This window comes from Bacillus clarus, from assembly GCF_000746925.1.
Classification (GTDB): domain Bacteria; phylum Bacillota; class Bacilli; order Bacillales; family Bacillaceae_G; genus Bacillus_A; species Bacillus_A clarus.
In genome coordinates this window covers 4,791,040-4,812,170 of record NZ_JMQC01000008.1, presented here as the reverse complement: position 1 = coordinate 4,812,170, position 21,131 = coordinate 4,791,040, and the positions used below count along the sequence as shown (strand labels likewise).

Genomic DNA, 21,131 nt, shown 5'->3' with positions numbered 1-21,131 from the left:
AAAAGCATAGAGGGGTTACCCTTTATGCTTTTATTTCATAGAATCTATTTGGACTGTTATTAGCCAGCAAATTGCACTGCAGTTTTCGCGTGTAAATAAACAGTGTCGAATACTGGAATAGATACATCACTTTGAGAAATAAGTAAAGGAATTTCCGTACAGCCCAATAATATTCCTTCGGCTCCTTTTTCAATCAATTGATTTGTAATTTGTAATATCTTTTCTTTTGATTCTTGTGAAATAATTCCTCTACTTAATTCATTTAAAATAACGTGATGAATAAATGCTCGATCTTCATCATTCGGAATAATCGTTTCAATATTGTAATTTGTTAATCGAGATTTATAAAAATCTTGTTCCATCGTTTGTTTCGTGCCCAAAAGTCCAATGCGCTTAATATTATGTTCTACAATTTTTTCAGCACTTACATCTCCAATATGAAGAAGGGGAATAGATATCGCGCTTTCTACTTCCTCAGCAAATTGGTGTACCGTATTTGAACACATTAGTATACAATCAGCTCCGGAGTTTTCTACTTTTTTTGCTACTGTAACTAATTCATTTTTTACTTCTTCATATTGCTGGTTTTGTAATAATGTCGTTACTTTACCAAAGTCCATACTATATAAAACAAGTTTTGCGTTTTGATTATATTGGGAGAGAGTAAGTGTATTAATATGTTTATAGTATAGTGATGTTGATTCCCAACTTAATCCTCCGATTAATCCAATTACTTTCATCATGCATTCCTCCCATACCGATTTTCAATCCATTATTCCATAATTCCGATAAGAATACAATGGTTTAAATGAACTATTTATCGAAAAATAAAAACAGTTAGAAAAGTGTTGAAATTAATTATCTTTAGTGCCATAATACGCATTACAAATGAATACTTATCCAGAGAGGTGGAGGGAACGGCCCTATGAAACCTCAGCAACCCCTATGTAATGAAAATAGGAAGGTGCTAATTCCACAAGAGGTATTATTGCCTTTTGAAAGATAAGGGGATCCAGTAAGTGAAAGAAAATGACCTCTTATTTAAGAGGTCATTTTTTATTAGGGAGAAAAAAAGGGGGGGAGATGCATAATTCATTTGTAGATTAAATATAGAGTAAATAAAGTTGAATTGAATGAAAAGGGGATGTTTATATGAATAAATTAACTACAAAGTTAGTCGTAGCAATTGGAATTGGAGCAGCTTTATATGGAGTCTTAGGGCTTTGGGGATTTTCCATTGCGCCAAATACATTTATTAAACCTGCATTAGCAATATTAACTATTTTTGGTGCATTATTTGGTCCAGTAGCAGGATTATTAATTGGACTCATCGGCCATACAGTTACAGATACGATTGCTGGATGGGGCATTTGGTGGGGCTGGGTTATTAGTTCAGGTATTATTGGTTTTGCAATGGGTCTCGTACAAAAAAGAACAGGTTTTAGCGTGAAAAGCGGAACATATAATAGCCGTGATATTTCCTATTTTACAATATCTGGTTTAGTCGGAATTGTTATTGCTATTATATTTGCTGGAGCTTTCGATATTGTTGTGATGGGAGAGCCATTTGACAAAATTGTGATACAAGTACTAGGGGCAACTATTGCTGATGTTATCGTATTTTTGGTTCTTGGTTTATCGATTACAATTGGACTCACGAAGTCGAATAAGAAGCATACACATTTGAAAATTGAAAAGTAGGGATATGAACATGCAACCAATTATTTCTTTTAAGCAATTTACCTTTCAATACGGGCATGCTGCACAGCCTACTTTAAAAAATATTACGTTTCATATTTATCCAGGAGAAAAGGTGCTAATCGCTGGACGAAGTGGTTCAGGAAAGTCAACAGTGGCCCATTGTATCAATGGGCTCATCCCATTTTCTTATGAAGGAATTAGTACTGGGGAAATTTTAATATGTGGAAAGGATCCAAGGGGAGGAAGTATTTTTGAGCAAAGTAAGCATGTAGGAACAATTTTACAAGATCAAGATTCTCAGTTTATCGGTCTCACCGTAGGAGAAGATGTCGCTTTTTCGTTAGAAAATGAATGTGTTGATCAAGAAAATATGAAAAAGCTTGTTACTGATTCTTTAAAAAAGGTACAGATGCAAGAGTTTCATGCACAAAATCCTTATGAATTATCTGGAGGGCAAAAGCAAACGGTTTCTCTTGCTGGATTATTAACAACCAGTGCCAATATATTACTGTTTGATGAACCGTTAGCTAACTTAGATCCTACAAGTAGTTTGAAAACAGTAGAGCTTATTAAAGATATACACAAGCAAGATAAGAAAACAATCATAATTATTGAACATCGAATAGAGGAGATTTTAAAACTGGATCTAGATAAAATTATATTAATAGAAGAAGGAGAAATTGTAGCGATTGGCCCACCACATAAGATTTTGCAGTCTAATATATTATCAAGCATAGGATTAAGGGAGCCGATCTATTTAGAAGTACTAAAAAATATAAATTATAAAACTGAAAATAGTGAAGTATATCCTATTGAGAAACTTCAAAATGAAAAACTGTATACAGTAGTAAAAGATTGGATGGATAAAGAACCTTTAGTAAAGAGAAAGGTTCAAAGAGAAATCTTATGTCAAATTGAAGGTCTTTCATTTTCATATTCTAATCAACTGATGGCGTTAGAAAATATAAACCTTTCTATTAATAAAGGCGAAATATTAGCGTTATTAGGTCATAATGGGGCTGGGAAGTCGACTCTCACTCATAGCCTCATAGGAATAAATAAAATAAAGAATGGAAAGATTGTATTTGCTGGAGAAAATATAAACTCTTGGTCAATCCGTAAGCGTGGAGAAGTTATTTCTTATGTTATGCAAAATCCGAATCACATGATTACACAACATACCGTTTTAGAAGAGGTTTCATTTTCATTACAATTGAAAAAGGTTTCTAAAGAAAAAATTAAGAAAAGAGCAGAAGAGGCATTACGGATTTGCGGCTTATATCCGTTTCGAAATTGGCCCATTCAAGCATTAAGTTATGGACAAAAAAAGAGACTTACTATCGCATCTGTTTTAACTACAAAACCGAAGCTTATCATATTAGATGAACCGACTGCAGGACAAGATTACTATCATTATAAACAATTTATGTCGTGTATAAGAAGGTTGGCTGAAAAGCATATAGCGTTTATTTTTATTACACATGATATGAATTTAGCTTTAGAATATGCAGATCGAGCGGTTGTTCTTCATAAAGGAAAAATAATTGCGGACGATTTTGTTTCGGTCGTATTGGCAAATCCATTAACTTTACAGACAGCAAATTTACAAGAAAGTTCTTTAACAAAGTTGGCTAAATTAAGTGGGGTTTCATCCCCAGAAACTTTTATACAGCTTTACTTAGAAGCGAATAGGAGGGGGGATTATGCATAATACATATTTCCATCACATGGATGGTGCAATAAAACTATTTTTATTTATAATCTGTATGACTCTAACTTTTTTATTTTTTGATTTTCGTATATTGTTAATTTTATTCTTTATCGGATGTATCGGATTAGTCATCGCAAAAATTCATGTGCGTAAAATCGTAATGATTTTCAGTGTTATATTTACATTTAGTTTACTTAATTCAGTTATGATTCTATTAATTACTCCTACTCACGGTTCAGAATTAACGGGAACAAATACACCGTTTTTACATATCGGTTATGCAACAGTTACATTTGAAACACTATTTTATGCAGTTACACTCTCTTTAAAGTATTTTACATTATTGCCGTTTACACTTCTCTTTATTTATACAACGCATCCAAGTGAATTTGCGAGCAGTTTAAGTAAAATTGGTATACCTTATAAAATTACATATGCTATCAATATTGCACTTCGCTACATACCTACTATTCAATCGGAATATGAGATAATTAAGCATGCTCAAGAAGCACGAGGAATACCTTTTGAAAAAGGGGAAGCGAGTTTGTGGGTACGTATGAAAAACCGTGTAGTAATCTTTTGGCCACTGATTATTTATTCTTTAGAGAGAATTGATACGGTTTCAAATGCTATGGATTTAAGGGGCTTTGGAAAAAAAGAGAAACGTACATGGTATTATGAAAAGAAAGCGAAAAATGAGGATTATATCGCTCTAATAGCCGGTAGTGCTATTTTGTTTGTTGCAGTTTATTTGAAAATGAATGTATTCAAAGGATTTTGGTATCCGTTTTAAAATACAGTAATTTAGGACACTTAATCGAGTGTCTTTTTAAATTTTCATGTAGACACGCTCAAAAAAGACATATAAACATACTGTATAATACGAACCTGTTAAAATAATCAACTACCTATTAGTTTTCAAACCAAAAGGAGGAGAAAATATGAGTTTCGGTGGTTCTTGTGGTTTTGGTGGAGGTTTCGCTTTATTAGTTGTATTATTTATCTTATTGATCATTGTTGGATGCAGCTGCTGGGGCGGAGGGTATTAATTAATAGATGATTTTCACAAAATACGTAAAATTCAAAAACATGACAGATACTTTTTAGTATCAACACGAAAGAAAAAAAGGAGCTTTTATGCTCCTTTTTGTTGTGAAAATGTAATGGTTAAAGTTGTTCCTTTATTAAGTGCACTATGGATTTTTAAAGTACCTTGCATTGTTTCGATAATCTTTACTGCAACCATCGTACCTAATCCTGTGCCTTTCGTTTTTGTACTAAAATACGGTTCGCCAAATCGATTTATTTGTTCTTGTGTCATTCCGATTCCACTATCTTGAATACGTATTATAACTTTATTATTACTAATAGTAGAAGAAACATTTAAAGTTCCGCCTTCTGGCATTGCTTCAATACTGTTTTTTATTAAGTTTAAAAAACATTGATGAAAATGCTGCGTATTACCAACAACCGTTCCTTCTGATAAATTTCCGGTAATATGAATGGTATTCATATTACATAATGGCAATATCATATTTATTACTCGTTGTAATTCTTGATCTATGAGAATTGTATTTAGTTTTTCAGGTGCTGGTTTAGCAAATGTTAAATAATCATCAATAATTACTTGTGCGCGATTTAGTTCTTCAAGTATATGTTCAATATATTGTTCCTTGGATTCTTGTGATAAATTAGGAGTCTTTAAAAGCTGGGTAAAACCTTTCACAACAGTTAATGGATTCCTTACTTCATGTGAAATACTCGCAGCGAGTTGACTAACAATTTCCATTTTTTCTACTTTAATCAATTTAGCTCTCATTAAAACTGCATCTTTTAAAACTTCATTAAAATAGATACCAAATAACATTAAGATAGTTGGTAATAAAATGAAATACATAACATACAAATTATTTACTTCAAAATCTGATAGAGTTACAACGATAACAGTTGTAAATATCGTCAGGAAAAAAGTTAAAAACATAGATGAAGCTACTTTACGTTTTCTATTGTATGTATTGAATTTAGAAGATGCAAACGCTGTAATAATAAACATGGTTCCATAAACTATGATTGTCAAAATGTTAAAACCATAAAATATAATACGTGTAACGAATAAAATAATTAGCAAAACAATACCGACAGGAAATCCACCATAAAGCGTACCGATCAAAAAAGGAATTTGTCTTAAATCATGAATGCAATTTTCATCCATATAGATAGGATATCTCATACATAAAATAAGAGGAACACTCGTACAAAGAATGATAAGAAGGTTTTTATATTTTTTAAAAAAGCGCCCACTATCATAAATAAAATAAAAAATAAAGATACTGCTTAAAATGTAAAGAAGATTATTTAAAACGTGTTGATTAATGTAAACAAAGTTCATTATACATGCCTCATTATTATGAATTTCAATCCCATATGTATTATACATAAAAAGTACAAACTCTTCATGTGTTTATATTACAACTTAATGTTACAGGCATCTATCCATGCATCGTAAAACTCCTGAACGGATGCATAGCGTTTATCTCTCTCCTTTTCTACAGCTCGGTATGCTACTTCATATAACATTTTACTAGCTTCCCATTTTGCAATGGACCGATCGCGCTCACCGCCTAGAAGAGCGAAAGCTACTGCGCCCATATTAAATACATTTGTTGTCTCATCTATTGATGCATTAAGTTGAAATTCCTCAGGTGACATAAAGCGTGAGGAGCCCCAAAGTCTTCCCATGTTATTCACATAAGGTTTTTTATTGTAAAAATCAATGTCACAAATTTTCGTTTCATTTGTTTGGAAATCATATAAAATGCTACCATCATAAAAATCAATGGCTACATAATCATTTCGCTCTACATGGACATGGAAAGAAAAGATACTGTTTAATGAAATAAGACGTTCTTCAATTGATAAGTGTTTATATTTATAAAAGGGAGAGTTAGGATCTTTATACTTCGCTGGAGGTGGGAAGCTCCAATGCGGATGAAGGCATTCACCGTTAAACCAATCGAATATTAACATATGTCCATGTCCTACTTTGAAAGAGTCGATTAAATGAATGAGATAATCGTGTTTTAGTTCTTTATATAGAGGAACTGCTTTCTGCATTCGCATAATTGCTTCATCTGGAGTACCACTGTATGCAATTGTTTTCGCTCCTGCATATTTAATAAATTTCTTTTTCCCGTTCTTTTCGACACCAAAACATATATTACCCGAATCTTGTTGGTCAAATACAGCAAATATTATTCCTAAATCTGTAAGCCAATCAAAATCATGATATTCTTTCAATTGAAACGTAACGTGATCTAATTGAATTTTAACTGGAAGTTCTTTCATTTTACACCTCGCATTAATTATAATTACATTATTCGACATAAATTGAGGAATTCCTATTACATTAGCATTAAACTTCGTGAATATTATAATATTCCATTGTAGAAAGAAGGCGTAAAATGGATCAACAAATTATAATTGAACCGTATCATTCAAATTGGCATAACGAATTTTTAAATGAAAAAAAAAGATTTATGGTTCTACTTAATGAAGATATTGCGGGTATTGAACATATAGGAAGTACATCGGTTGAGGGGTTAGGAGCAAAATCTCTTATTGATATGATGATAGGTGTTGAAGATCTAAAAGTTGTAGACACATGGATTGAGCAGCTTGCAACGATAGAATATGAATATGTGCCGAAAGAAACATCAAAATGGCGATTTTTTAGAAAAGGAAAGTGGCGAGCAGGTACACATCATCTACATATCTATATTTATAATAGTGAAGAATGGAAGAATAATCTTTTATTCCGAGACTTTTTACGAAGTCATGAATGGGCATGTAAAGAGTATCAGAAATTGAAAGAAAAACTTGCTGTAATGTATCCGCACGACCGAGTTGCATATACAAATGCGAAAGCTCCTTTTATTCAAAATACGATTGCGATAGCTAGAAAATGTATGCATATAGACAGAATATAATATTTGTGTAATTTCTCATCTCATTTTAATCTTACTTTCATGTTATTTTCTTTTTAAATTGATACACTCCCTAATATAGAAGGTTTAAAAGATAAAGGGGAGAAGATGAAACGGGGAAGATATTAAAAAAACAGGTTCTTCATATATTTATAAAAGTTATAGGTATTGTTGTCGTTATTTTCGGTATTTCAATGTTCATCATAAATGTTATGTATGGAAACCAATTAAATGTAAAGGGACTAAATAAAAACCTTGGATCCTTCGGTGAGTATGGGGCGATTCCAGCTGCATCCATTTGGTTTTTACGATATATATGGCTATTTTTATACAAAAATAAATTGTATGGATTTAAAATAATGAAGGTATGAAATCTTTTTGCAAAAAGATTTCATACCTTGATTGGATATGCTATATTATCTGTTACAACTGCTCATGGCATTTTCTTTTTTATAAAAGGAAGTCGTAATCATATTATTTTATTTATTTCGATATTTCTAGTACATTAAAAGTAATAAGGGGGAGAAATTATGAAAGCTATTGTACATCAACATAAAAGGGGTATAGAAGGTTTAAATTATATAGGAGTACAAAACATAACTCCAAGTTATGGAGAGGTGAAAGTAAAGCTACAATCAGCGGGATTAAATCATCGAGATTTATTTATTATGAATAATAGAAAAGAAATGGAGCTACCATTAATTCCAGGATCAGATGGAGCGGGCGTTGTAGTAGAAATAGGTGAAGGTGTTTCTAGCGTTGCGCTTCAAACAGAAGTGATTATTAACCCAAGTATCGGATGGGATAATATTCATGAAATACCAGTGCTTCCACAAGTGTTAGGGGGACCAACGGATGGGACTTTCGCTGAATATGTCATTGTACCAGCTGAAAATGTGGTGTCAAAACCATCCTATCTTTCATGGGAAGAAGCGGGTGTTTTATCTTTATCAGCATTAACTGCATATAGAGCACTCTTTACAAAAGGTAGATTGAAATCTGGAGAACATGTTTTAATTCCTGGAATTGGCGGTGGGGTTGCTACTTATGCAATGTTGTTTGCGAAGGCAATCGGAGCTAAAGTGAGTGTTACTTCAAGGATAGATGAGAAAAGAGTTGCTGCCGAAAAATATGGAGCGGATATTTCATTTGATAGCAACGGTAATTGGGAAGAAAGTTTAAAGGGTGAAAAGGTAGATTTAATTATAGATAGTATTGGTCCAGCGACATTTATGAAATATTTTGATGTATTAAAACCAAATGGTAGGATCGTTAATTTTGGTGCAAGTTCAGGGGATAAGATTGAGCTGCCGTTACGGGCGCTATTTTATAATCAAATCGATATTATGGGAACATCAATGGGAAGTCGTGAAGAATTTAATGAGATGATTCACTTTATAGAGGAACATACTATTAAACCAATAATTGATAAAGTGTACCCACTAGAAGCAGTCATTCAAGCTTTAATTCGAATGAAGCAAGGTGAACAATTCGGGAATATAGCAATTTGTATGGAATAAAAATATGATTTTTTAGGTAGTTTATTTATATATATTTGTTATGTATCATACAAATGTATAAATTCTTAATGGTATGATTTAAAGGGTTTTATAGCGTTATACATATTTTATTTACAAAAACAGTTATATTATTGTCAAATAACTACTAACTAAAATGAGAAACAGATGAGAAAAGTTTAAGCCCATTTTCATATGTATGTTGTATACTGTGTAAAGCAAGAACACTTGTATCTTTATTTAAAAGTGCAATGAGAGAAAATAAGGAGAGAGTAAGATGAATTACACAGTATTCCAATGGTTTAATAATTTTGCAGGATCATCAGATATTCTAGATAAGTTAATGATTACCATTACAAATAGTGCTCCATATGTAGCGATTCTATTCATGTTTATCTTATGGTTCAATAACGGAAAGAAAGAGGCAGCAATAAGAAAACAATATACGGTGTTATATACGACACTTTCGGTTAGTATTTCATTATTGATAAATGTTTTAATTCATGCGGTATATTACCATCCGCGTCCGTTTGTAACACATGATGTCCATCAATTAGTACCACATGCAGCAGATTCATCATTTGTAAGTGATCATTCTGTACTTGTATTTTCAATCGCATTTACATTCCTTTTAAGAGGAGAAAAGCTAAAATATATAGCGCTTGTATGGGCCATATTAGTCGGTATATCACGTATGTATGTAGGTGTTCACTATCCAGCGGATATAATCGGTGCTGCGTTCCTTACATTTGTAACATCAAGCTTAGTAATCCAGAGTACACGTAAATTAGAGCCGATTGCGAAAATTGTTTTCAAAATATATGCAGTAGTCGCAAAGCGAATTCCATTTTTATCAAAATATAATCATACAGTTTAGTAGAATCTATTTTAAATAGGTTCTTTTTTTTTTTTTTNTTTTGAGGGGAGAGCAATCAATTTCACGCACCGTATTTTTTATAAAATAAAAAATATTAAAAATACAATAAATTGTTTATCATGTTTTCCAAAACAAATATTAATTTGATATCAATTGTTTGATTATTCATTCTTTTTTATTTACAACGAGAAGTTCTTTATGGTAATATAGACAAAATTAAATGCACTGAAGAGAAGAGTAAATAAAATAAATTTTTCACAGAGAGCTCCGTTAGCTGAAAAGGAGTAAAATTTTTTTATTGAACCAAGCCTCTGAGCAGCACATCTGAATCGTTTAGGTGGGGATGATGTGACGGGAGCTCCTGTTATAGAGCTAAGGTATAAGCATTTTTTAATGCTGTACCTGATAAGGTTAATATGGCGACATATTAATAAACTAGGGTGGCACCGCGATGTAAATCTCGTCCCTAAGACTTCAAGTCTTGGGGGTGGGATTTTTTTATTGTACAAAATAGACAACTAACACGCTTTTTAGAAAGGAGATTATGAAATGAACATAAAACACTTAATAAAAGCATGGAAGTATCCCATGCTTTTATTATCCGGAATTGGTATCGCTAATTTAGGCGCATGGATTTATTTAATTGCCTTGAATGTACTCGTCTATAACATGGGAGGTTCAGCATTAGCGGTCGCTACTTTATATGTCATTAAACCATTAGCGACTCTATTCACAAATGTTTGGTCAGGAAGTATGATAGATCGTTTAAATAAACGTAAATTGATGGTGCATCTCGATATATACCGATCGGTGTTCATTGCTTTTTTACCTTTACTTCCATCGGTTTGGCTCGTCTATATGGTAGTTTTCTTTATTAGTATAGCTAGCGCTATATATGAGCCAACAGCTATGACGTATATGACTAAATTAATTCCAACAGAGAAAAGACAACACTTTAATTCACTTCGTAATCTCATAGTATCTGGAACATATCTGCTTGGCCCTGCAATAGCGGGACTACTACTAGTAATCGGAACACCTGAATTTGCAGTGTACATGAACGCTATCGCTTTTTTTATAGCAGGATTAATTACATTACTTTTGCCTAATCTTGAAAAAGAAAATGACACTCATACACTTAATAATAAATTATCGCTCACTTTATTAAAGAAAGATTGGAACATCGTCTTTCATTTCAGTAGAAAATATATGTATTTACTTTAGTACCATCAAAGAAGAAAGTAGAATCAATTGAATCAATGGATTCTACACAAATATAGTTGTTCGATTTAATTTTCAGGAATAAAAGAAATCTTCATAATGCTGTTGTTTACCAGCTTATCCATTTACACAGCATCTAGAAAAAAGCTTTTCCATACGTTTAATCTATCTTGAAGCCCAGTATGATTGGAATTGCCGTAAGAACTAACGAGGGCGAATGGAGCTCCTGATTTTAAATTAGCTTTAATATTTTTTAGTAGTTGCAATGTTTCTAATTGGGGGAGGATTAGGAACTATACGCGGAAGATTGTTAACGTTTCGATTAGATGATGAGACTGGCCACGTATTACGTAAAGGAAATTGGATAAGTACAATGATTCTTCTCGTTATTTTAGGTGCAAAACTGTTAATTAAACAAAGTATGTTCTCGGGGGGTACACATCATACATTAATAATTGTAACGAATGCTTTTTTATGCATCACACTAGGTACTGTCATTAGTAGAAGATATTACATTTGGAAAAAGTATAATGAGCTAACACAAAAAGCATAAAAATAAAATGCATCCCTTGATTAGTAATTTTGGAAATGGTGATACTAATAGACATTGAACGTTTATAGCAAGGGATGATATTATGATTTTCATTTATACTGACTACGGTGGAACACATACAACTTCACTCGCAGCAGCTTATCACTTAAATAAATTACCAACTGATCGGAAACTAACAAAAGAAGAAATTTTAAATGTAGAGTATTTCAATAAACTCAAAACCTCTGATATGGGGAAAATCATTTTTCACGGACGTGATGAAGGGGGAAATCCTGTATATACGATTGGGTGCGGGGCATCCAATGTTGTCGTACCTGCGATGAAAAATTTAGGAGAAGTTCTTCAACATCACTATCAAAAAAATGATAAAATCATTTTTTCAAATACATCACCAACAGTGCCTATACCGATGACATTAGGTGGCTTGTTTTCCAGAAGGTTACATATTGATTTTATCGGTGTTCCGTTACTCGTATGGGGGGCTAAACTTTGTTGTGATAATATACAACGACTTGTTAGTTACACAAAAGAAGCTGGACGAATGACAAATGATTACGTTGTAATTTTAGATAATGAAACTTTTAAATGATAAATGATGAAAACGAACCGGAAAATGATTCCGGTTTTTTTCTTTTTTAAATCTCTGTAATATTTCTCTGTTTTGATTGTTATATAGTGCAAAAACTACACTGTCTTTATTTACTAAGGGGGTTAGGAAGAAGAATAAACGTATCATATTGTAAGCATGGACAAAAAACAGTCACATTTTATTATATATTTACTATAGCAAAAATAAAAAAGTCTTGGTACTATTACATTGATATCCTCTTTTTATAGCGTAAATATATAGAAAAGTCAGAAAAGAGGAATGACATAAGGGAGGAACAACATGAAGCGTGTTGCTTGGTTTACTGATAGTACAACTGCAAGTTTTACAACAGGCGGTGATAACTTTGTTATCCCCATTGAAATTATTATTAATGGGACACCTTACAAAGATTGTGAAGAGGGTGTTCATGACCGTCTCTATGATGCGTTAAATAATGGGATAACAGTAACTACTTCACAGCCTAATATCGGGGAAATGGTAGAATTATTTACTAAGTGTAAAGAAGAATATGAAGAGGGATTTGCAGTTGCTATTAGCGGAAAAGTAAGTGGAACCTATCAAAATATGATGCTTGCTGCAGAGATGGCAGGGTTTCCTTTAACTGTATTAGATAGTGAGTCGACAAGTTATCCAATGGATGAACTTTTGAGAAAAGCACAAACGTTATACAATGATGGTATGACTTTACAAGATATACACAAAACATTACAAAATGAGAAACGAAGACCATACTACGTATTTCCAAAAAGCTTAAAAGGATTATATGATAGTGGGCGTGTGAAAGGAGTCCAATTTTTACTTGGCAGCCTATTAAGTATAAATTTAATTCTAGAAGTAAAAAATGGTGAACTTCTACTTGAAAAGAAAGTTCGAAAAATCCAAAAATGTAGAGAGTATATTAAAAATGAACTTGAAAAAGAAATACCAAAAGTAGCCCATATTTTCCATGCCAATGACAAGGCTGGCGCAGAAGAATGGATTGCAGATATTAGACAAGCATTTCCTGAAATGGATTTCAAGCTATATCCACTTCCAATATCTTTCGCTGTTCATGCAGGTGTTGGGACAATCGCAATTAGTTTCTAAACAGTAAACCCGTGAATCATTCACGGGTTTTTATGTTTTTGTTGGTTCCATTTTTCTGTAACAGTGAAAAATACTCATTCAAAGTCGATAACAAAGCTGAATTACTAATTATAAAAAGCGCCGGATTATTCTCCGGCGCTTTTCTATAGGAATTCGACTTTTTTTCGAATAACAATTTTATCGATATCTTCTTCTTCATCTCCAATAAATAAACCGCGTTCTTTTAAATATGTTTCGAAGTATAAATCAGCTTCTGCACGTTCATCGTATGGTTTTACAGATAAAACAAATCCTAATTTGTTTTGTTCTTCTAAATGAGAAGTGGAGATATAAGCTGGTATATTATGACGTAAAAAGAGCTCTTTAACAGGAATTATCATATCTTTCATTAGTTTTGATAACATGTTCATTTCAAAATCAAAATTAAAGCGATCAATGCTAGATAAATCTGCAAATACAACACCAATAAAACCTGTATTAAATACTTCTTGATATTCAGCTTCTTCGTCATGCTTACCGTAAAAATTCTTTTCAATTAAATAATTTTTAAAGTAAGCAATACCGTCAGCTTGTTCAAAAGGCTTTGTTGAAAGAACAAAACCAATTTTCTTTCGTTTATGTAAATACACACAAGACATATGTGCAGAGATATTATGTTCTTTAAATAAAGAACTCGTCGCTCCAGCAAGGCCATCTAACACATGATGGACAATTTGGAGTTTTTTACGAGCAAAATAATAGGATTTCTTTTGTAACTCCAATGTATCAATAAAGACAGAGCCGATAAAGCCTGTATTTGAGATAGTAGGTGTATGCTTTTTTTTTCCTCTGCGCTTTGCTTGAGCCATTGCAAAAATCATCCCTTCATGTACAATTGAAATCAAAAGAACGTTTGTTCGTATATTTATATTTTACTATCAAAACACTATAAAGTAAAGGGTTTTTAGCGAAAAAACAATAAAAAAGACGCCTTTTAATAGGCGTCTTCAAGCTACCAAGGAAGAGGATTCATCCCGATTATTTGTAATTTATATTATGATACAGTAACAATCTCTTCTGCATCTTCTACATCTAAAAAACAGTCCATAGTACGAACATCTTGATCTTCATGACTTCCGAAATAAATAGTAATTTTCATATGTATCGCTCCTTTATTCTAGGAATACCTAAAATAATTACTAGTAATGTTAATATTTATTATATACCACTTTTTTCATTCCTACAATCTTATCTAAATTTTAATTTTCCTCTAATAACATTTAGAATAAATAATATATTTTGTTTCATTTTTAGGAATGGTTTTTTAGTACATCACTAACATATTTCCTATGTTATATTTATTAAATAGCGTCCTACTATTGTTAATTTCTTTGAAAGGATAATGATATATGAACTATCGAAAGTTACTTTTGAATAATTTTACATATAAAACATCATATGTTGCTAAACATGCAGCAAAGATGATTGTAAAAGAAACGAAAGATTACGTTAAAGTTGATTGCGGATTACCTACAGATACATTTAATATAATTACTTTATTGAATAATGATGTAATGGAAGAAAAACAGGAGTTATGCGCAGAGATAGAATATTTTAATCAAAAGAAATTCCCCATGAGTGTTTGGTTTTGGGAGACGAACCAAGATGATACTCTTGTAAGTGAGTTAAAACAACTTGGCTTAAAAGAAGCGGAAAAGAATGTTGCAATGGTTGTAGATTTAAAAACAATAGACCCAATAATAGATGTACCAGCAGGTTTTACGATTCAAAAAGCAGCCTCATCATTACATATACAAAAATTCGGGGATACACTATCATCTTTATTTGGTACATCAGCAGAAGGTACTAGTGTTCAAGCTTACTATAATCAAATTTCATCATTAGAATTATGGGATCATAAAGACGTAAGTCTATACCTTGGTATATTTGAAGATGAAGTTGTATCTATTGGATCATTAATATGTACGACAGATAGTATTGGTATTTACGATATTGCAACTAAAGAAAAAATGAGAGAAAGAGGATTTGGTTCCGCTATGTTCAATTTTCTTTTAAACGAGGCGAAAAAACAAAAGGAACTATACTGTGTATTACAAGCGTCACCTGATGGAATTAATATTTATAAGAAATCTGGATTTCAGCCAGTAGGACGAATGATTGTTTTTGAAAACCGTCATTTACTTGAAGCGTAGTCTAAATGTAGGAGTTAAAAAATCATTTATGAAGAATATATTTATTACTACAACTCTTTGTATCTTTATAGGAATAAGCATTTTTATTTTTCAACAAATGAATGAACATAAATACACAAAAGCTATCAATCAACCGAATTATGTAAAAAACATCGCTCATAGAGGAGCTTCTACATGTGCACCAGAACATACAATTGCGGCTTATAAACTAGGACAACAGCTAAAGGGAGACTATATAGAAATAGACCTTCAAATGACAAAAGACGGACATTTAATAGCGATGCATGATGAAACGTTAAATCGTACAACAAACGGTACTGGATTGGTTAAAGATCATACATTAGAAGAAATAAAACAGCTTGATACAGGTTCTTCTTTTAATAAAAAGAATCCAAGTTTAGCGAAAGAAGAATTTAAAAATGCTAAAGTACCAACGCTAGAAGAAATTATTGAAGCATTTGGACAGGATGCTCATTATTATATTGAAACAAAATCACCTGATGAATATCCCAGAATGGAAGAAAAACTATTAGAAATACTTAGTCGCTACCAAGTAAATGATAAAGTAATTATTCAATCGTTTAGTCAAGAAAGCTTGAAAAAGATTCATATTCTAAATTCTGCTATTCCATTAGTGCAATTATTAACATATAAAAAAACAGTCAGATTAACAGAGGCAGAACTAGTAAGTTATTCAAAGTATTGCATAGGCCTTGGTATGAACTATAAATATGTTGATGCAGCATATGTTCAAAAAATAAAACAATATGGATTAGAAGTTCATCCGTTCACGGTAGATAAAGAAGAGGATATGAAGAAGTTGATTGAGTGGGGTGTCGATGGGATGTTTACAAATTATCCAGATCGTCTACATTCAATATTATCTTTAAAATAAAAAGAATCCAGTATATTGGATTCTTTTTATTTTCCCTTATGCATCCATCTTGAAACAATTGGATAATGAAAACTTTTATTTTGTACCTCATACAAGATCCCTTTAAGCGGTCCGAAAATTAATGACACCAAGAGGACTATGTATAATGGAAGTGTTCCGAAAATAACAAAAATATTATTTGAACTTAAATCAATGTGTAACAAAGAAAGCAGGATTGTTCTAATTATTATAACGTTCCAAAAGAATATAACGAGCCAAACGCCTAATTGAAAAAGAACAGATTCAAGAATAACTTCTCGGATGTTTTGTGATTTGAATATAAAATAAAATATTAGAGGTATATAGAAAACCGTATTACTAAAGAGGAAAAGAATAAAGAAGGATAATAAAGTAATTACATGTATCATTAATTTTATATTTTTTTCTTGAGATAGTATCATTAAATTCCTCCTATATTTAATTTTGATAGTAAACAGTGATGTGATTCATATACTATAGAAAATATTGGATAAAAAACTACCTGATCGATAAATCATATAGGAAATTTTTTATCTTCTTTACAAATTTAATTAGAAAGTCATCAAAATGTAATTAATTCTTTCTTTGTTTTTTATATCTTTTTGATACACTTGCTACAAGAGGAATACCGATTATTGTAGGTAAAAACCAAAACCATAACGGCGGAAGTAAATTTAAAATAGGGATATATATTCCGACGTTTACTAAAAGCGCGGTAACTGCACCGATATATGAGCCTAACATTCCTCTAATATGATGTTGTAACCAATTGTTCCATCGTTTCTTTCTTGCAAGATAACCGTAAAGTGCAAATGAGTAGGAAATAATTGCTATATAAAATAAAAATGCAATTTCATCCCAATGTAAAATAGACAATATAACTGCAGTAAGAAATATGACAACATAAGATGCGTGGTATATTTCACCCCATTCAGTATGTTTTCCTTTTCTTTTTGGAGCATACATAGCCACAATTCCAGAAATTAAGCAAATTGTTCCAAATAATATATGAATGGCCAAAAGGATATGGAAAATATCCAAAGTAATTCCCCCTTTTTTATTTATATAGTATTGCAGAATGGAAGAAAAGTTGAAAAACATTGTTGGCTCGACTTAATATATTGAAATACAGGTATTTCTAGAACAGCATCTAATGATCCTAATTAATTTTCCATTGAACTTTAATGATACAGGTATTACGTTAAATGAAGGAGAGACTTCTATGTTTACATCTATTACATATTTACGATCTGGAAATGAAAAACAACAAAAAGTGTACGACAGTATAGATAAAATAAAAATAATGGAAGATTTAGCTTTATACACTCCTGTACTTTGTGGGACAGTTCCTATAAGAATTGATACAGTACATTCTGATTTAGATATCGTAATGGAAGTACATAATTTTGATGAGTTTGAGAAAGAAATTCAATCTTTATATGGTTGCTGTGATGAGTTTGAAATAAAAAGAAAAAACATTAGAAATATCCCAACTATAAAAGCAAGCTTTCAATTTGAAGGTTTTAAATTTGAGTTGTTTGCTCAACCACAACCAGTACGGAATCAATATGCATACAAACATATGGTAGTTGAACATATGTTATTAATGCAGCAACCTCATATTCGAAAAGATATCATTTCTTTAAAAGCAGAAGGGATAAAAACGGAACCTGCTTTTGCACAAATTTTGAATATAGATGGAGATCCGTATGAAGAGCTTATTTTGTTAGGGCATGAAATGAAATTGTGGTAAATCATTTATAAAATGCAATAAAAAGTTCTCTCCAAATGAAGAGGACTTTTTATTATTCTATTAACTCACGAACAATTTCACTTAATATATAAATTCCTTTTGTAATTTCTTCAGTAGAGGCATAACCGTACGATAAGCGCACATATTGATCAGGTTCTTCCTCATAAATACCCCCTGAATTCAGCAGTATTCCTTTAGATAACGCTTTTGAGAATAATTTTTTCATTGGAATCTTCGGCACTATTTTTAACCAGATAAACAATCCACCATCAGGAATATCCCACGTTGCAGTGTCAGCGCAATATGTATTTAAAGATTGGGTCATTATGTATCTTCGCTCTTTTAATTGTAATCTCACGTTTGCTACATGATCTTGATATAACCCACCATTCCGCAGCAACTCTTTGAGATAAAGAACTAGATTCATAGTCTGTTTACATCTTTATATTTGACAATCGTCCAATCTGTATTATCTTATATTGCATTAGCGTATATTACATCTTATTCAGGCGTCTCCGAAGTAACAGTAGATTTCCTTTTAGAAGACGAGAAAGATTACTCTAGGAAGGTTGATACTGGTCTGAGAAATCATTTTAAAGAAGTACCTGTTTTATTAAAGTCAGCTAGTCTAGCTTTTGTACGAGATTTAATGAAGCTATTAAATTATTTACCAGAATGAAAGGAGCTAGCACTACGCTAGCTCCTTTCATTTTTTAAGCCGTTTGTAAACACACCTTCTGATGGCTATTGTCTTAAAAAATGCATAGAATTATTACTTTTTTACATATACATAACTATCATTTGTTCTATTTTATATATGAGAGGAGAGTATCATTTGAAAAAAGTTTTATTTTTTGGAGACCCAGGTATCGATGATTCGTTTGCGATTATGTATGGTCTACTACATCCTGAAATTGAGATTGTTGGTATCGTAACGGGATACGGAAATGTGGAGCAAATACACGCAGCTCATAATGCAGCATATATTTTACAATTAGCTGATAGGATAGACATTCCTGTTATTAGCGGTGCCACGATGCCGTTTACAGATGAACTTACTGTATATTATCCTGAAATTCATGGGCCAGAAGGATTAGGTCCTATCAATGTGCCAGAAAATGTGTTATCTATTCCGATATATAATTTTGGTAGTATCGCTTCGATTCTTGTAACATACGGAAAAGACCTAGTAATTATTGATGTTGGCAGATCGACTTCATTAGCAATTGCATTTAATTTATGGAATGACATGATGCAAAATATACAAGAGGTTTATTTTATGGGCGGTGTTTTTCTGGAACCTGGAAATGTTACTCCACTAGCAGAGGCAAACGTTTATGGAGACCCTTTAGCAAGTAGAATCGTCATTCATCAAGCTAGGAATTTAACGATATTCCCCTTAAATGTAACGAAAAAAGCAGTCTTAACTCCAAATGTAATGGACTATATACTAGCCAATACATCTAACCCATTCCAATCAATTATGAAACCGATGTATGATTACTATTTATCAGCTTATAAAACACTTAACCCTGCTATTGAAGGCCCACTATTACATGATGTACTTGCTATTAGCGCATTAGTAAATCCTACATTTTTTAAATATGTATATCGTAAAGTTACTGTAGATACAATAGGTGAAACGAAGGGACAGACTTTTGCTGATTTCCGTCCAAATACGCAATCTGAAGGGATTCAAATTGTATTAGAATTAGATGAAGAAAAGTTTATTCAAGATTTTATCAAAATCATGTTATAGCAGGATTTTGATAAGGGGTTGTTTATTTATGAAAGGGAATAGTTATGACTCGTTGAATATAAAAAGTAAACACTCTTTTTCAAAGGAGCCCTAAAACTGTGAACATCCATTTAAAACTTGCTACAAGAGAAAATTGGGAAGAAGCACTGAAACTGCAAGTAGAAGAAAAACAAATGAAATTTGTACCTACAGTAGCTGTATCACTGGCTAAAGTCTATATTAAACCTGATGGTGCAAATATAGAATACGTTCCGTTTGTTATATATGATAACAATCTTATGGTTGGGTTTATTATGCATGCATTTGAAGCAAATACAAAAGATATGTACTGGATTAACGGATTTATAATTGATAAAAAATATCAAGGAAAAGGGTACGGAAAGGCAGCTTTAAATGAAATGATTAACTGGATACAAAATAAATTTAAAGAGTGTCAAGAAATTAGACTAACTGTTCATGAAGATAATATACATGCAAAGCGATTATATGAAAACTATGGTTTTAAAGAACTTGGCCATGTGTACAATGGGGAACAAGTATATCGCTTATTCGTTTAAATATTATTGTAAAAGACACTCTTACAATCATTAAACGAATTCATCCTTATGAAACACCTATGATTTATATTATTCCATTATTAAATGAGTATTTTGGACAAGTATAATTGCGTGTTATTTTTTATTTTAAACATAGCAGGAGGGAATAAATCTTGAAAATAAAATTCCACCATATCGTACGAGCTGTCATGATAGAAAATGAAAAGTTGTTAGTAGCAAAATATATAGGACATCACTATTTTTTACCTGGTGGTCATGTTGAAGTTGGTGAATCTGCAGAAAAAGCACTTATAAGAGAGTTGCATGAAGAACTCGGGGCAAGTTGCATCATAAAACAATTTTTAGGAGTTATTGAAAATCAGTGGCATGATAAAGAAACTACTCATTATGAAATCAATCATATTTTTGAAATAGACTCAAAAGATTTAAATAATAGTGAAACACCGATATCTAAAGAATCGCATTTAGCGTTTCATTGGATAGATTTCAATAAAGAGAATTTAAATACATATAAAATAATGCCCAATCCAACAATCAACGAATTATTAGAAAAAAGATTAAGTGATGAATTAACCAATTGCTGGATTAGTAATATAAAGTAATCATACATATTTTTAATAACCTCCCAATTATAAAAAATAAGTCCACTTAACATACTTTTAGAAAATAGGCATAAAAACAAGGTACATCACCTAGTG

The 21,131-nt window shown here is 31.8% G+C and carries 22 protein-coding genes, 4 pseudogenes, 1 riboswitch and 1 other annotated feature; of the genes and pseudogenes, 19 read left to right on the top strand and 7 right to left on the bottom strand.

What is annotated here, in order from left to right:
• Positions 1-59 precede the first annotated feature (59 nt).
• Positions 60-743, bottom strand: coding sequence for an aspartate/glutamate racemase family protein (locus DJ93_RS25560; RefSeq protein ID WP_181969242.1), 684 nt, complete (start codon positions 741-743; stop codon positions 60-62).
• Positions 744-893: 150 nt separating this feature from the next.
• A riboswitch (SAM riboswitch) is annotated at positions 894-1,009 on the top strand.
• Between the two features lie 143 nt (positions 1,010-1,152).
• On the opposite strand from DJ93_RS25560, the gene DJ93_RS25555 reads away from it, so the two are divergent.
• From DJ93_RS25555 to DJ93_RS31390, 4 genes are all read left to right on the top strand, one after another.
• Positions 1,153-1,701 (top strand): ECF-type riboflavin transporter substrate-binding protein, encoded by a 549-nt coding sequence (locus tag DJ93_RS25555; RefSeq protein ID WP_042983853.1) that lies wholly within the window; start codon positions 1,153-1,155, stop codon positions 1,699-1,701.
• Positions 1,702-1,711: 10 nt separating this feature from the next.
• Complete coding sequence (locus DJ93_RS25550) at positions 1,712-3,412, top strand: ABC transporter ATP-binding protein (protein WP_042983852.1); 1,701 nt, start codon at positions 1,712-1,714, stop codon at positions 3,410-3,412.
• Positions 3,405-4,205: an energy-coupling factor transporter transmembrane component T family protein gene (locus tag DJ93_RS25545; RefSeq protein WP_042983851.1), complete on the top strand. Its 801-nt coding sequence runs from the start codon at positions 3,405-3,407 to the stop codon at positions 4,203-4,205. Before DJ93_RS25550 ends, DJ93_RS25545 begins: the two co-directional genes overlap by 8 nt.
• A 148-nt stretch (positions 4,206-4,353) precedes the next feature.
• Positions 4,354-4,461 (top strand): YjcZ family sporulation protein, encoded by a 108-nt coding sequence (locus DJ93_RS31390; RefSeq protein WP_000007807.1) that lies wholly within the window; start codon positions 4,354-4,356, stop codon positions 4,459-4,461.
• Between the two features lie 86 nt (positions 4,462-4,547).
• Here DJ93_RS31390 and DJ93_RS25540 read toward each other — a convergent pair whose 3' ends face one another.
• Together DJ93_RS25540 and DJ93_RS25535 are read right to left on the bottom strand one after the other, a co-directional pair.
• The gene (locus DJ93_RS25540; RefSeq protein ID WP_042983850.1) at positions 4,548-5,849 is read right to left on the bottom strand and encodes a sensor histidine kinase; all 1,302 of its coding nucleotides are present in this window, start codon (positions 5,847-5,849) and stop codon (positions 4,548-4,550) included.
• A 29-nt stretch (positions 5,850-5,878) separates the two neighbouring features.
• Entirely contained in the window at positions 5,879-6,757 is an 879-nt protein-coding gene (locus DJ93_RS25535; RefSeq protein ID WP_042983849.1) for a serine/threonine protein kinase, read from the bottom strand.
• A 116-nt stretch (positions 6,758-6,873) separates the two neighbouring features.
• Between DJ93_RS25535 and DJ93_RS25530 the strand changes: the two genes are divergently transcribed.
• From DJ93_RS25530 to DJ93_RS25500, 7 genes and pseudogenes are all read left to right on the top strand, one after another.
• The gene (locus DJ93_RS25530) at positions 6,874-7,398 is read left to right on the top strand and encodes a GrpB family protein (protein WP_042983848.1); all 525 of its coding nucleotides are present in this window, start codon (positions 6,874-6,876) and stop codon (positions 7,396-7,398) included.
• A gap of 527 nt (positions 7,399-7,925) precedes the next feature.
• On the top strand, positions 7,926-8,915 hold the full coding sequence (locus DJ93_RS25525) for a zinc-binding dehydrogenase (RefSeq protein WP_042983847.1): 990 nt from the start codon (positions 7,926-7,928) through the stop codon (positions 8,913-8,915).
• A 274-nt stretch (positions 8,916-9,189) separates the two neighbouring features.
• Positions 9,190-9,789 carry an undecaprenyl-diphosphatase gene (locus DJ93_RS25520; RefSeq protein ID WP_042983846.1) on the top strand — a complete coding sequence of 200 codons (600 nt, stop codon included), beginning with the start codon at positions 9,190-9,192 and terminating at the stop codon, positions 9,787-9,789.
• Between the two features lie 216 nt (positions 9,790-10,005).
• Positions 10,006-10,260: a binding site (T-box leader), on the top strand.
• Between the two features lie 84 nt (positions 10,261-10,344).
• Positions 10,345-11,010: pseudogene (locus tag DJ93_RS25515) on the top strand (MFS transporter); the annotation flags it as partial.
• Between the two features lie 253 nt (positions 11,011-11,263).
• Positions 11,264-11,563, top strand: a pseudogene (locus tag DJ93_RS25510) (DUF1453 domain-containing protein); the annotation flags it as partial.
• Between the two features lie 82 nt (positions 11,564-11,645).
• On the top strand, positions 11,646-12,152 hold the full coding sequence (locus tag DJ93_RS25505; RefSeq protein WP_042983845.1) for a DUF3189 family protein: 507 nt from the start codon (positions 11,646-11,648) through the stop codon (positions 12,150-12,152).
• A 300-nt stretch (positions 12,153-12,452) separates the two neighbouring features.
• Positions 12,453-13,259, top strand: coding sequence for a DegV family protein (locus DJ93_RS25500; RefSeq protein WP_042983844.1), 807 nt, complete (start codon positions 12,453-12,455; stop codon positions 13,257-13,259).
• A gap of 143 nt (positions 13,260-13,402) precedes the next feature.
• Here DJ93_RS25500 and DJ93_RS25495 read toward each other — a convergent pair whose 3' ends face one another.
• Complete coding sequence (locus DJ93_RS25495) at positions 13,403-14,107, bottom strand: hypothetical protein (RefSeq protein ID WP_042983843.1); 705 nt, start codon at positions 14,105-14,107, stop codon at positions 13,403-13,405.
• Between the two features lie 540 nt (positions 14,108-14,647).
• Between DJ93_RS25495 and DJ93_RS25490 the strand changes: the two genes are divergently transcribed.
• Positions 14,648-15,451, top strand: a complete 804-nt coding sequence (locus DJ93_RS25490) for a GNAT family N-acetyltransferase (protein WP_042983842.1) — start codon at positions 14,648-14,650, stop codon at positions 15,449-15,451.
• 28 nt (positions 15,452-15,479) lie between these two features.
• Complete coding sequence (locus DJ93_RS25485) at positions 15,480-16,346, top strand: glycerophosphodiester phosphodiesterase (RefSeq protein WP_042983841.1); 867 nt, start codon at positions 15,480-15,482, stop codon at positions 16,344-16,346.
• A gap of 26 nt (positions 16,347-16,372) precedes the next feature.
• On the opposite strand, the gene DJ93_RS34040 is transcribed toward DJ93_RS25485, so the two are convergent.
• A complete protein-coding gene (locus DJ93_RS34040) occupies positions 16,373-16,786 on the bottom strand; it encodes a magnetosome magnetite crystal formation protein family (protein ID WP_042983840.1) in 414 nt (137 codons plus the stop codon).
• Positions 16,787-16,937: 151 nt separating this feature from the next.
• Entirely contained in the window at positions 16,938-17,405 is a 468-nt protein-coding gene (locus DJ93_RS25475; RefSeq protein ID WP_042983839.1) for a hypothetical protein, read from the bottom strand.
• Between the two features lie 181 nt (positions 17,406-17,586).
• On the opposite strand from DJ93_RS25475, the gene DJ93_RS25470 reads away from it, so the two are divergent.
• Complete coding sequence (locus tag DJ93_RS25470; protein ID WP_042983838.1) at positions 17,587-18,117, top strand: DUF4269 domain-containing protein; 531 nt, start codon at positions 17,587-17,589, stop codon at positions 18,115-18,117.
• A 52-nt stretch (positions 18,118-18,169) separates the two neighbouring features.
• On the opposite strand, the pseudogene DJ93_RS25465 reads toward DJ93_RS25470, so the two are convergent.
• A pseudogene (locus tag DJ93_RS25465) lies at positions 18,170-18,581 on the bottom strand (PLP-dependent aminotransferase family protein); the annotation flags it as partial.
• Here DJ93_RS25465 and DJ93_RS33385 point away from each other — a divergent pair.
• The 5 genes and pseudogenes from DJ93_RS33385 to DJ93_RS25450 all read left to right on the top strand — a co-directional run bounded on the left by DJ93_RS33385 (position 18,566) and on the right by DJ93_RS25450 (position 21,035).
• Positions 18,566-18,796, top strand: a complete 231-nt coding sequence (locus tag DJ93_RS33385) for a hypothetical protein (RefSeq protein WP_181969259.1) — start codon at positions 18,566-18,568, stop codon at positions 18,794-18,796. The pseudogene DJ93_RS25465 and the gene DJ93_RS33385 overlap by 16 nt on opposite strands.
• 156 nt (positions 18,797-18,952) lie before the next feature.
• Positions 18,953-19,876, top strand: coding sequence for a nucleoside hydrolase (locus DJ93_RS25460; protein WP_042983836.1), 924 nt, complete (start codon positions 18,953-18,955; stop codon positions 19,874-19,876).
• A gap of 98 nt (positions 19,877-19,974) precedes the next feature.
• Positions 19,975-20,433, top strand: a complete 459-nt coding sequence (locus DJ93_RS25455; protein ID WP_042983835.1) for a GNAT family N-acetyltransferase — start codon at positions 19,975-19,977, stop codon at positions 20,431-20,433.
• Between the two features lie 5 nt (positions 20,434-20,438).
• Positions 20,439-20,540, top strand: a pseudogene (locus tag DJ93_RS34035) (cytochrome C biogenesis protein); the annotation flags it as partial.
• Between the two features lie 45 nt (positions 20,541-20,585).
• Positions 20,586-21,035 carry an NUDIX domain-containing protein gene (locus tag DJ93_RS25450; RefSeq protein WP_042983834.1) on the top strand — a complete coding sequence of 150 codons (450 nt, stop codon included), beginning with the start codon at positions 20,586-20,588 and terminating at the stop codon, positions 21,033-21,035.
• The last annotated feature ends 96 nt before the right edge of the window (positions 21,036-21,131 follow it).

Bases quoted from the DNA above. Each gene is read 5' to 3' on its own strand.
- DJ93_RS25560 (WP_181969242.1), bottom strand. From the start codon at position 743: ATGATGAAAGTAATTGGATTAATCGGAGGATTAAGTTGGGAATCAACA.
- DJ93_RS25555 (WP_042983853.1), top strand. From the start codon at position 1,153: ATGAATAAATTAACTACAAAGTTAGTCGTAGCAATTGGAATTGGAGCA.
- DJ93_RS25550 (WP_042983852.1), top strand. From the start codon at position 1,712: ATGCAACCAATTATTTCTTTTAAGCAATTTACCTTTCAATACGGGCAT.
- DJ93_RS25545 (WP_042983851.1), top strand. From the start codon at position 3,405: ATGCATAATACATATTTCCATCACATGGATGGTGCAATAAAACTATTT.
- DJ93_RS31390 (WP_000007807.1), top strand. From the start codon at position 4,354: ATGAGTTTCGGTGGTTCTTGTGGTTTTGGTGGAGGTTTCGCTTTATTA.
- DJ93_RS25540 (WP_042983850.1), bottom strand. From the start codon at position 5,849: ATGTATAATACATATGGGATTGAAATTCATAATAATGAGGCATGTATA.
- DJ93_RS25535 (WP_042983849.1), bottom strand. From the start codon at position 6,757: ATGAAAGAACTTCCAGTTAAAATTCAATTAGATCACGTTACGTTTCAA.
- DJ93_RS25530 (WP_042983848.1), top strand. From the start codon at position 6,874: ATGGATCAACAAATTATAATTGAACCGTATCATTCAAATTGGCATAAC.
- DJ93_RS25525 (WP_042983847.1), top strand. From the start codon at position 7,926: ATGAAAGCTATTGTACATCAACATAAAAGGGGTATAGAAGGTTTAAAT.
- DJ93_RS25520 (WP_042983846.1), top strand. From the start codon at position 9,190: ATGAATTACACAGTATTCCAATGGTTTAATAATTTTGCAGGATCATCA.
- DJ93_RS25505 (WP_042983845.1), top strand. From the start codon at position 11,646: ATGATTTTCATTTATACTGACTACGGTGGAACACATACAACTTCACTC.
- DJ93_RS25500 (WP_042983844.1), top strand. From the start codon at position 12,453: ATGAAGCGTGTTGCTTGGTTTACTGATAGTACAACTGCAAGTTTTACA.
- DJ93_RS25495 (WP_042983843.1), bottom strand. From the start codon at position 14,107: ATGGCTCAAGCAAAGCGCAGAGGAAAAAAAAAGCATACACCTACTATC.
- DJ93_RS25490 (WP_042983842.1), top strand. From the start codon at position 14,648: ATGAACTATCGAAAGTTACTTTTGAATAATTTTACATATAAAACATCA.
- DJ93_RS25485 (WP_042983841.1), top strand. From the start codon at position 15,480: ATGAAGAATATATTTATTACTACAACTCTTTGTATCTTTATAGGAATA.
- DJ93_RS34040 (WP_042983840.1), bottom strand. From the start codon at position 16,786: ATGATACTATCTCAAGAAAAAAATATAAAATTAATGATACATGTAATT.
- DJ93_RS25470 (WP_042983838.1), top strand. From the start codon at position 17,587: ATGTTTACATCTATTACATATTTACGATCTGGAAATGAAAAACAACAA.